The following is a 1,123-nucleotide window of genomic DNA, read 5'->3' as shown; positions in this document are numbered from 1 at the left end:
CAGCCCCTAGCGGTCCCCCTCCTCCCGGTGCTCGTCCTGGATAAGATGCAGCAGGATTTCATTGGACTTCCGCACCATCTCGACCTCCCGCCGCTCCGCCTCCCGCTGGCGCTCTATCTCCTCGGCCTCCCCGGAGCTCCGCCGGGCTATCACGCCCTTTACGGCCCGGACGATGTTGCGAATGATGATGTATAACAGGAGTAGGATACAAATTCCTAATAACCATTCAATCAATTCGTAAAATAAGAACCGTGATTCTGTTCCTGTAAACAGGTTATTGTTAACTATTTCAAGCATTTTGACAAATAGAAACCCTGCAACCGGGTGCCACAATCGTAATTGTATTTTCTTCATGTCAACGCCCTCCCTTGTTTTGAAATGGTATCATGTTTTGATAGGTGGTGTCAACTCTTGAAAAAAGGTGCTTATCGTCTCTGTTCTGTTTTTCTAGCGGCGTTGATATTGTCTGTTGTGGTAGCCCCTGTTTGCGCCGTTGAAACAGATTATTTCTCTAAAGATACTTTTTGGCGGTGGATGGCTGGTAGCGGCGGCGTTGTCCAGAAAATTATTGGTTACTCTTTTTCTAGTGCTTGTTCTGCGTCAGATGACGGTTATCACCATGCTTCGTCATATACTCGGGAAGGTAAAGACGGGACCTATCAGTGTAATTGTATTTATTGCGGTGATGTTTTTATAGCAACCGAAAGCGATATTAAACAGTCTTACGACAACTACGTGAAACCCTCCCGGCCCCTGGCTATAACTCTGCAGGTCGTATTATTTGGCAGCCATCTGTTGGCGATGTAATATCTTTTTCTAAATATGGTGGCAGGGGCGGTGCTATTTCTTCACACACTGGTTTCAGTAAATTGCCATATGATAATGTCGACTTTGATGGTTCTAACATTATTTTTTCACTCGGCAAGGGCGTAAATGCTTTTTGTCTTGACTTTTCTTTTGCCGCTCCTATTTCTGGTACATATGGGTGCTTACCGTCTAATCGCATGCTTGTACGCACTGTTTGTGATGATGGGTCTATAATAAATTAATGTCATTAAGCTAGCCGCGAAGAAAGAAACGGCAGAAGGCAATGGGATTCCGAAGGAAATCCAGAAGGAACTTA

At 45.1% G+C, this 1,123-nt stretch carries 2 protein-coding genes; one reads left to right on the top strand and one right to left on the bottom strand.

Annotation, left to right across the window (positions count from 1 at the left end; genetic code table 11):
* Window positions 1–6: 6 nt before the first annotated feature.
* On the bottom strand, window positions 7–153 hold the full coding sequence (locus JX325_RS17480) for a hypothetical protein (protein ID WP_204792272.1): 147 nt from the start codon (window positions 151–153) through the stop codon (window positions 7–9).
* Window positions 154–411: 258 nt separating this feature from the next.
* Between JX325_RS17480 and JX325_RS17475 the strand changes: the two genes are divergently transcribed.
* On the top strand, window positions 412–807 hold the full coding sequence (locus JX325_RS17475) for a hypothetical protein (RefSeq protein WP_204792271.1): 396 nt from the start codon (window positions 412–414) through the stop codon (window positions 805–807).
* Window positions 808–1,123: the final 316 nt, after the last annotated feature.

It is taken from the genome of Oscillibacter sp. CU971, from assembly GCF_905219725.1.
Lineage (GTDB): Bacteria > Bacillota > Clostridia > Oscillospirales > Oscillospiraceae > Oscillibacter.
This window is presented reverse-complemented; position numbering and strand designations above follow the sequence as displayed.